The organism is Paenibacillus helianthi (genome assembly GCF_001909055.1).
Lineage (GTDB): Bacteria > Bacillota > Bacilli > Paenibacillales > Paenibacillaceae > Paenibacillus_AQ > Paenibacillus_AQ helianthi.
In genome coordinates this window covers 1-10,048 of record NZ_LVWI01000098.1, presented here as the reverse complement: position 1 = coordinate 10,048, position 10,048 = coordinate 1, and the positions used below count along the sequence as shown (strand labels likewise).

The 10,048-nt window shown below is 42.9% G+C and carries 9 protein-coding genes; 8 read left to right on the top strand and 1 reads right to left on the bottom strand.

Annotation, left to right across the window (positions count from 1 at the left end; genetic code table 11):
- From A3844_RS29780 to A3844_RS29765, 4 genes are all read left to right on the top strand, one after another.
- The coding region (locus tag A3844_RS29780) for a lipid II:glycine glycyltransferase FemX (RefSeq protein WP_143192203.1) at positions 1–819 on the top strand (819 nt) is incomplete at its 5' end.
- Between the two features lie 28 nt (positions 820–847).
- Entirely contained in the window at positions 848–2,002 is a 1,155-nt protein-coding gene (locus A3844_RS29775) for a DegT/DnrJ/EryC1/StrS family aminotransferase (protein WP_074109385.1), read from the top strand.
- A 51-nt stretch (positions 2,003–2,053) separates the two neighbouring features.
- Positions 2,054–3,085, top strand: coding sequence for a UDP-glucose 4-epimerase GalE (gene galE, locus A3844_RS29770; RefSeq protein WP_074109384.1), 1,032 nt, complete (start codon positions 2,054–2,056; stop codon positions 3,083–3,085).
- Positions 3,086–3,598: 513 nt separating this feature from the next.
- Positions 3,599–4,009 (top strand): hypothetical protein, encoded by a 411-nt coding sequence (locus A3844_RS29765; protein WP_074109383.1) that lies wholly within the window; start codon positions 3,599–3,601, stop codon positions 4,007–4,009.
- Between the two features lie 100 nt (positions 4,010–4,109).
- Here the strand turns inward: A3844_RS29765 and A3844_RS29760 are convergent, their stop codons facing one another.
- Positions 4,110–5,174, bottom strand: coding sequence for an acyltransferase family protein (locus tag A3844_RS29760; RefSeq protein ID WP_074086551.1), 1,065 nt, complete (start codon positions 5,172–5,174; stop codon positions 4,110–4,112).
- Between the two features lie 200 nt (positions 5,175–5,374).
- Here A3844_RS29760 and A3844_RS29755 point away from each other — a divergent pair, with 200 nt between their 5' ends.
- The 4 genes from A3844_RS29755 to A3844_RS29740 all read left to right on the top strand — a co-directional run bounded on the left by A3844_RS29755 (position 5,375) and on the right by A3844_RS29740 (position 9,700).
- On the top strand, positions 5,375–6,475 hold the full coding sequence (locus A3844_RS29755; protein WP_074109382.1) for a hypothetical protein: 1,101 nt from the start codon (positions 5,375–5,377) through the stop codon (positions 6,473–6,475).
- A gap of 102 nt (positions 6,476–6,577) precedes the next feature.
- Complete coding sequence (locus tag A3844_RS29750) at positions 6,578–7,756, top strand: beta propeller repeat protein (protein ID WP_083607091.1); 1,179 nt, start codon at positions 6,578–6,580, stop codon at positions 7,754–7,756.
- 96 nt (positions 7,757–7,852) lie between these two features.
- A complete protein-coding gene (locus tag A3844_RS29745; RefSeq protein WP_074109380.1) occupies positions 7,853–8,416 on the top strand; it encodes a CueP family metal-binding protein in 564 nt (187 codons plus the stop codon).
- A 237-nt stretch (positions 8,417–8,653) separates the two neighbouring features.
- Positions 8,654–9,700, top strand: a complete 1,047-nt coding sequence (locus A3844_RS29740; RefSeq protein WP_074109379.1) for an HD-GYP domain-containing protein — start codon at positions 8,654–8,656, stop codon at positions 9,698–9,700.
- Positions 9,701–10,048: the final 348 nt, after the last annotated feature.

Below are 10,048 nucleotides of genomic sequence, written 5' to 3'. Positions count from 1 at the left end.
CCTTATGGATATGGAGGACCGCTCATAGAGCTCACAATAGGAAGTAGGACCGAAGAGTTATTGGAGATATTCTATGAAGAGTTCAACAATTATTGTATTAAAGAAAATATTGTATCTGAATTTGTAAGATTCCACCCCTTAATACATGATAAAGAAATTTATACAAAATTCATGGATGTTCAAACTAGTAATATGAATATATATCTGGACTTTGATGATTTTAATACAGAAGAAGAATTGCTGAAAAGTTACAAACATAGTAATAGGAAAAGTATAAAAAAGGCAATGCAAAATGGAGTTTCGATTATTATTGATACTGATCTGGTTCATTTCAACGAGTTTTTTGATATATATAATCATACTATGAATAGAAATGAAGCGGATAAGTTTTACTATTTCTCTGCTGAGTTTTTTGAATCAATAAATAAAATGAGACACAATGTAGTATATTTTCATGCTGTTTATCAAAACAAGATTATTTCCACAGAATTGTTGCTATTTGACGGAAATTGTATATATTCTTTTTTAGGTGGTACTTTATCGGAGTACTTCCAGGTCTGCCCAAATAACTTACTAAAGCATAAAGTGAGTTTATGGGCTAAGGAAAAAGGTATAAGATATTTTTTATTAGGTGGAGGATATACGGCAAACGATGGGATATTTAATTACAAAAAAAGTTTTGCACCATTAAATGAAGTTCCTTTTTTTGTGGGGAAGAAAATTCATAATAAGTATCTTTATGATTTACTCTGCAGTTTGCGAAATATGAGTAATCCAAATTCAATTAATAACTATTTTCCCCAATATAGAAATATATAAAAGTTGCTGGAAAGGATGAGATTGAAAAATGAAACGTGAGAGAATATATCTTTCGCCACCAAACATGGGTGGATACGAGCAAACATATATTAATGAAGCATTCGAGTCTAACTGGGTAGCTCCACTTGGACCCAATGTTGACGAATTTGAAAAAGAGCTATGCAATTACGTGAATTCTAACGCTGGTCTAGCTTTAAGTTCCGGTACTTCTGCAATTCATTTAGCGCTCAAACTATTAGAGATTGGTAAAGGAGATATAGTCTTTTGCTCTTCATTAACTTTTGTTGCTAGTGCAAATCCAATTTTATACTTAGGAGCAAAACCAGTATTCATTGACTCGGAACCATACTCTTGGAATATGTCTCCAGTTGCGCTGGAAAAGGCACTAAATAAAGCTAATTCAATGAATAATTTGCCTAAAGCAATAATCGTTGTGAATCTTTACGGACAAAGTGCAGAAATGAACTCTATAGTTCCTTTATGCCAGAAATATAATGTACCTATTATTGAGGATGCTGCGGAATCTTTAGGTGCTACTTATAATGGAAAGGCTAGTGGGACGTTTGGGGAATATGGGGTGTACTCGTTTAATGGTAACAAAATAATAACTACTTCAGGTGGTGGAATGCTAATTTCAAATAATGTTGAATCTATTGAGAAGGCAAGATTTTGGTCAACTCAATCCCGTGAAAAAGTGTTACATTATGAACATATTGAAGTGGGGTATAACTATAGGCTTAGTAATATATTGGCTGGGATTGGGCGAGGTCAACTAAAAGTATTAGATGAATATATAAATGCAAAGCGCGAAGTTTTTAATAGATATCATGTTGCTTTATCAAACATTCCGGGGTTTAATTTTATGCCTGAGTTAAAGGAGAGTCGTTCTACCAGATGGTTGACTACATTAACAATCAATAAAAAGATGGCGGGTATTTCCTCATTAGAACTGATTAACGAATTATCAAAATACAATATAGAATCCAGACCAGTTTGGAAACCTCTACATTTACAGCCACTGTTTAGTGATTGTGAGTATTTTAAACATATGGAAAATATGAGTGTGTCAGATCAACTTTATTTAGATGGTATTTGTCTACCTTCAGGGTCAGACCTTTCTGTGGAAGATCAGGATTTTGTGATTAATACTATTGTCAATATCTTAGCAGTTTCTAAAATTTGATTAAATGTTTTTTTGAATCGCCAATAAAATTATGGATTAAGGAGGCTTTTCATGATTGTTTTAGTGACTGGGGGAGCCGGGTTTATTGGTAGTCATACATGCATAGAACTATTAAATGATGGGTACGAAGTAATAGTAATTGATAATTTGTCCAATAGTAATATTGAATCCATAGTCAGAGTGGAAGAAATCACGAGAAAAAAAATAAAATTCTATAATTTTGACCTAAGTGATCATAATAGACTTGAAAAGATATTTTTAGAACATAAAATTGACATTGTTGTGCATTTAGCAGGCTTTAAGGCAGTTGGCGAATCAGTACTTAATCCACTTAATTACTATAAAAATAACTTAAATGGAACGATAACACTGTGTGAGGTGATGTCTGAATATAATGTGAAAAAGCTTATATTTAGCTCATCAGCTACTGTATATTCACAAAGTAAATTTGGTAAGGTCAGTGAATGTTCTCCTTTGGGTGCAACAAATCCTTATGGAAGAACTAAATTGATGATAGAGAAGATACTTGGAGATATATATATATCTGATCATGATTGGAGTATTGCTACTCTTAGGTACTTTAATCCAATAGGTGCGCATAGTAGCGGTTTAATAGGTGAAGATCCAAATGGGATTCCAAATAATTTAGTACCCTATATATCTCAAGTCGCTTCCGGAAAGTTAGAAGAACTCAAAATTTTTGGTAATGACTACGATACTCTTGATGGAACTGGTGTAAGAGATTATATTCATGTTGTTGATTTAGCAAAAGGTCACTTGTGTGCGATCAATAGGGTGAAGGAATCTAAGGGAAATGAAGCATATAATTTAGGTACTGGTTCTGGTTACAGTGTAATGGAATTAATCGATGCATTCGAAAAAGTAACAGGTAAAAAGGTTCCTTTTAGAATTGTTGAACGTCGACCAGGGGATATAGCTATTTGTTATGCAGATGTGCTAAAAGCGAATAGAGAATTAGGGTGGAAGGCTGAAAAGGGGATCAAAGAAATGTGTTACGATGCGTGGATATGGCAAACTAAAAATCCAAATGGTTACAAAACCTCTGAAGTTACAACGGTTTAGGCGTAGATAACTTTTTTGCACCTAAGTCTAAATATTTTGAGTCTTTGCTAGAGAATAGATTTAGAAAAGGATACTATTTGACTTTTAATTTTTGCTGGAGAGTAAAGTCGGAGAAAACTAAACATAGGTTGGATTCTAAAGACTAGTAACAGCAAAAATTCAACTTCAAACAGGACACTGAAGGATGAGATTTACATAAATGACTGCATAGCAGCTATGATTTTCTCACTAAAACTTTATATTGAACTTGAAAACTTGAGGGAACGTAGCTGTTAGGGGGATTTTGGGGCTGCAGGGAGCGATAGCGTCCACCTGTGTTTCGGAAATTTAGCCGCTAGTAGCTGTACAAATGAAGAATAGAAAAAAATAGTATTCTAAGGAAATATTTTACTTATTTGCAACTGACTTAAACTAGACTGGAAAAGTGGACATGGTAAACTCAACCCATGAATACTAGAAAAAACTCCAGAATGGCAAAAGCTCGGCTGTCATCACCAAAGCCCAAAAATTTACATGAATGACGAACTGGTAGGCAGTTACGGTTCTTTTAATAAGTCTGTAACGCTAAAAGAAGGGGCAAACGTCTTCACTTTCAAAGCAACTGACAATTTAGGTAAAAGCTCAGAGCCTGTTACGAAGACTATTACATTTTCGGTAGGCGCACCCGTTCTTACTCTGGACTATACTCCCGAAACGACTAGTAACAAACAGCTTACGCTTAGCGGCAATGCTACGGACTTGAATGACAGCAATCCAAAAATCTATTTGAACGACGAGCTGGTAGGCAGTTATGGAAGCTTCTATAAATCGGTTACTTTGGCTGAAGGCAGCAACAAATTTGTATTCAAGGTTACCAATAGCTTTGGAAAAGTTACTACGGTGGAGAAGACTGTCATTTACACCCCGGCACCAAGTAAAGAGTAGGATTGCAACAATCTATGCGAATGGTATGGATGTAATGGTGGAGCAGAGGATATCTCTGTTCCACCATTTTTTTGTTTTAGGAACTGAGTGTGCATAAGGCTCAAGCCTTCCCCCCAACCAAAAACCCCAGCCCCGGCACCCGCTTCACCACCATACTGAGCCCTAGCGACCCTGCAACAGCTATCACTGTGGTTGGGAACCAGCTCAGGTAGCTGTCATAGAGGTTGTGCTCCATGAAGTTCAGCAGCAGGATGAAGATACCATAGTGGAAGATCAGGATGGCGAGAGATTCTTGGCCGATGTAGGTGAGGAAGGCAGTGAAGAATCTGGATTTGGAGAGCAGTTGGGTCATTTGGATGGTGAGCAGGCTGCCGGCGATCCCGGCGGTGTAGAAAAGAAGCAGATTGCCGTATTCCCTATTGTTCATATCTACATAGCTGTTGAAGTAGGCTGCGGCTAGGAAAATGACTATTAGTAGGAGGGTGCCCAGGTTGAAGATACGGATCTTGCCGAGCAGTTGACGCTGCTTAAGCTGGTAGCCGATGAACACGAAGAGCTGGGCAACGAGTGCGACATCGATGTTCCAGGGCAGGAAGGCTACAGTGCTTAGAGCATAGCCGGACAGGCTTAATGAGAGCATGGCGGCAAGCTGCAGGAGGAGCGGGCGTCCACTCAGATAACGCATACTGAGGCAGAAAATAATCTGGGTCATGAACAGACAGGCCAGGAACCAGATGGGAATGTTCAGGAGCAGGCCGCCGGAATAGGTTCCGTAAGCGATAGCCACTAGAGGTTCATGCCAAGCGATGTCCGGGGTGTGATTGGTCTCGAGGGTTCGGAGTGTAAGCCAGAGTAGGTAGCTTAGGAGTCCGGCAGAGAGATAGGGAACGACGAGGGTAACGATTCGGGTACGCAGCAGGGAGGTGAAATTGTCAAAATATTTGGAGGCGCTGAAGAGGTACCCGGAGACGATGAAGAACAGCGGAAGCCGGAAGTCTCTGAACATATCATTCAGAACGACTGGAGTTAGGCCGGCATGTCCTACTACAACGAGCAGAATCGTAATGCCTCTTACCATGTCGATCACTTTGAGCCGAGGGGTCCTTACGGTGGCGGAAGTCGATTCTGCTGCAGTTGTCACTGAAGATGTGTCCGGTGCTTGCATGGCTTGGCGGCAGCCCCCTAACATATAAGTTATACATTAGGTTATAGGAAATAATAGGTAAGAACAATGGTGCAAACTAGTTATTTCAAATACTACCTTAGTTGGTTGATATACTTACGTGATCGTTATATAAATAGGGGGAGTTGGGGTTCTTTTTATAATTGATGTGTAATCATATGAAATGAAAGGAAAGTGAGCGGATGAAGGAATATGACTATTCATTGGATGCAATCAAGGGGATTAGCTGTATTTTGATGATTATGGCGCATATTCCGCTTTATTTTAATGGCAATGAACGTGTGTTTCAGATCGTTGCCGGTTTGGCTCCTGTACTTTTCTTTGCGGTCTCGGGGGTGACAACCACGCTGCAGGCACGCAGGCGAAGCTTCAGATCGATGCTTAGCTTTTATGCACTGTTCGCTGTCATTGGCTTCTCTTATAATCTCATGTGGAGACCGGATATCCAGGCATTCAAGATTATGGATGTTCCTCAGATCATCGCACTCGGGGTACTCAGTGTATACCTCCTGGAGAAATACCTCAAACCTCCACTCTATTTATACCTCCTTTTGTCGCTGATAGCGTATTCGGTACATGGTTTCATCGGCCACCGCTTGCCGGATTTCCCTCTCAAGTCTGTTTTGTTCACAGAGACGATCGGGTTTACGTATTTCCCCTGGATGTTTGCGTTTGTGGCCGGAATCTTTGCCTACCGGTGCAGTAATCGGGTGAATCTCATTCTAGCTCTATGTGCAGGGCTGCTGCTTGCCGTAGTCAGTTACGGAGGCGTGCATGAAGCGGATTTTGTTAAATATAATATGTCCGTGCAATATCTGCTGCTGTCGCTGGTGGTGTTGTTCGGGGTCTTCTACCTCTTCAGACGCAAAAAAAGCTACACTTCCACAAATCTGATTCTGTATTTCGGCAAGCATTCGCTACTATTTCTGTTTACCCATCTGTTCCTAATCCTGGCATTTGACCGGTTGGGTCTGGGCCGCTTATATATTGTATGGATGTGGGGTCTGGCTCTGGTCTGCACCTATGCGGCGATGAGAATCCTGCTGTGGCTGGGCCGCTACATAGAACATTACATGGATCATCCGGTCCCTTGGGTTCTTATCGTCGTTGGTGTTGTTGCGGTTCCGCTGGTGACCTCCAATAGGGATTTCATCATTCTTGCAGAAGCCGTACTGGGCATTCTCTTCTCGCTCAATTACAAAAAACTCTCCAGCTTAATGTCTGCAAGCCCATCTTCCCGCCCGCTGCCAGCCACTCAGGAGGCTCTTCATGACCAAGCCTAATTACAAGCTGATCAGTAGCACCCGCCGGAAGTCCGGAACGGCGCCTGCAACCTACGCTTCGTGATGGCCAAACAGGGTAAATATACCCTAGGAGGTGTAACTATGAAATGGACCAAACGATTACAGCTAACCTCGTTAACCCTTCTCTCTGCAGGTCTGCTCACTTATGCAGGGTGGGGGACAGCAGCTTCAATGACAGCAGCGGCGGCGCCAGCAACACCAACACCGTCCTGCAGTAGCGGGGATCACGGAATTCTGCAGAAGCTGCAGAAGAAGCATACAGATGGGAGTTCGGAGCCACTTACCTTCGATGCTGTGGATTTTCTGAACGCGGATACGGGCCGGGCGGCCGGTAACGGCTTTCTCATCGGGACTTCGGATGGCGGCTGTCACTTTCAGGAGATCTATCAGGGACAATGGAGCTTTCAGCAGATCGATTATCCGGATAATGTACATGGGTGGGCCCTGGCAACCGTTCAGGATGGACAAGCCAAGTACTTGATTCGAACGACGGACGGCGGCTCAACCTGGAAACGGCTGGGTTCTGACATGGTAACTTTTGAACGCATAGAATTCCTGGATAGTACAACCGGGTTTGGCTATAACCGTGCTTCTACCTATTATACGAACAATGGTGGGGTCAGTTGGAGCAAAATCACTACACCGGCCAATACGCGCGGAGCTGATTTCACAAGCCGCAATAGCGGCTGGGCGGTAGTTATCGTTCCAGGTAGGGGCTACCAGGTGATGCGAACCACCGATGGCGGGGCCAGTTGGAAGCGGATGATGAACGCGGCTTATAGCGATCCGAAGTATGCTAGAGTTTACGCGAATGCGTCGCAGGTGTATACCGTACTCTACGGTGGTTCGGGAATGTCGCAGACCTCGTATTCACTCTATGGCAGCTCCAATGCTGGCAGCAGCTGGACCCGGGTCATTGCTCAGGAAACTGCCGGTGGCGGCCCGGCACCAGGGAGTGGAGCGGCCAAAGTGAAGAAGGGACCGGGTTCGGGCAGTCCGGGAAATATGCAGCTGGTCGGCAAAACGACGGCCTTCATGGTGGGCTATCAGCCTGCGGCCCAGATGGTGGGCACCGGTGTGACCAAGAATAACGGCCAGGCATGGAGCAACTCCAAGACGGTTTTGGGCTTTGAAGGTGTCATCTCCTTCGTAGATGATAATCAGGGCTGGCTGGCGGTACGGGATCTGAATAGCTCAACCCTGTATTTTACCAAAGATGCAGGGGCGAATTGGAGTGCCAAGTTTTCTTTTGAGTTCTAAAGGGGCTGTTTCAGAGATTTGTCACGCTTTCGTCTTGTCTATAGCGGTCCTCGCCCGCTTATAATAGGGGAAAGAGACAGGAGGAGGATTGTCCAGATGAGAAGTAAAGTTCTGGTAGCCGCAGGAATAGTGGTTGTTATTGCCATAGGAACATATATGTTAGCTGGAACCACAGACAAGAACGGGAGCAGCAAACCGGATACAGCTGCGGTTGAAATGGACACCCCAAGCTTCAAGCAAATGGTGCAAAGCTACAGCATGCGGACCGCACAAGCCGAGTCGGCGTCTATTTCATCCACACAGCTTATTGTTAAAGAGAGTGATGGCAAATCTACGACCTTTCCTTTGCCGGCAGACGAATTTTTCGTCTCCATCGCCCCCTATGTTGAGAAAACACATCCGTGTGCAACCCATAATCTGACCGGATGCCAGGGAGAGATGGTCGAGGAAGAGTTTAATATTTCGGTCAAAGACGCGGACGGCACTAAGGTCATGGACAACCAAACCGTGAAATCCCAGCCCAACGGATTCATCGATTTGTGGCTGCCGCGGGACCAGACCTATCAGGTAACGATCGAGCATGACGGCAAAAAAGCCGAATCCGAGATTTCCACGTTCGAGAAGGACGATACTTGCGTTACGACGATGCAGTTGGGGTGAGGGACAACTAGGCAAGTCTCAGCACCTGTCGTCTACAACGCAAGATAATGGATATGAACCCCCGTCTCCATAATTGAGGCGAGGGTTTTATATTACCCTACTCATGGTAACATTTGTTAGAAGATGCGCATTAAGTTATGCGGAATCGGTCAGAGAGGGGTGTTAAGAACTATTTATAAAACGTTGTGTTCATACGATAGAATAATAAAGACTTAATCTATTTCGGAGGGACACAAGGTGAGAATACATATTAAGAAACTGAAGATCGGCGATGTTCTGAAAACCGATATTTTTAACCGTCAAGGTCTTCATGTGCTGGCAAAAAAGACAAAAATCCGTCTTGAGGATATTGCATTACTGAATAAACATAACATTAAATTTGTGGATGTTGAGGGCAGTGTAGAAGAACGTATAGCAAGAGAGGTATTTAATGGTACTGAACGTCCTCTGAGAGTCAAACATAATTATGATGAATCTATTAGGGAATACCAAGCCTTCTTTTTGGAGGCTGTAATCTCGGGAGAGTTTGATCAATCGAAAGTGAAATGGACGCTAATGCCTTTGTTGGAACAGCTTGATGAGCAAAAAGACGTGCTTACACTACTGTTCAGTTTCCAAAAAGAAGATGAGACCATTTACAATCACTCCTTGCAGGTTGGTTTGTTGTCATACTATATTGCTGCGTGGCTAGGCTATCCGAAGAGTGAAAGACTTGAAATTAGCAAGGCAGGATACCTCCATGATATCGGGAAGAGTCGCGTTCCGTTATCCATCCGTAACCGGGTCGGCCAATTAAATGATGAGGAAGAAAAGGTGCTTCAGAAGCATACTGCGGCAGGCTATCAGATTATCCGCAAATCGTTGAACAATGATACAACTGCATTAGTGGCGCTGCAGCATCACGAAAGGGAGGACGGAACAGGCTATCCTTTCGGATTACAAAAAGATAAAATCCATCCCTATGCCCAGATTGTTGCTGTGGCCAATGAATTCATCAGCAAGACATTTACTCCTGCGGAACAGCCGAGGCGAAACTTCTCAATAGTGCTTCAAGAAATTTATGAGCTTGGATTCGGTAAATTGAACGAGAAGCCCGTGCAAGCGCTAATACATAATCTGCTCCCTAATATGATTGGAAAAAAGGTACAGCTTAGCAATGGACACATAGGAGAAATTGTATTGAACAATCCTATGGATTTTTTCAGACCCCTTGTGAAAGTGAAAGAGGTATTTATAGATTTGTCAAAAGAACGTAATCTGAATATTCGAGAAATTATAGTTTAGATCAATTTTAACTGATAGGTATGCGCTAGTTGGATTATCGGGGGAATTTAAAAGGGGCTGTCTCAAAAGCCATGAAATGGCTACTTGAGACAGCCCCGCTGTTTTTGAGTTGGATGGACTTGCGCACTTGGTGCGGACGCTCCGCGAACGGACCGTTGCTACAATCGCTGTGCTCTCCAGATTTTATTTATTTCCCGTAGCGGTAAAAATCCGGAGAGCAAGGCGACCGCTACCGCTTTTCCGCAATCAGTCCGTCCTCTCCGCTGTTTAAGCGGGGGAACGTTCCTACAATTCTTTCAAAAATCACAAAAAGAAATCGCCCTTTGGTAAAATGGAAGTGTCGAGCAA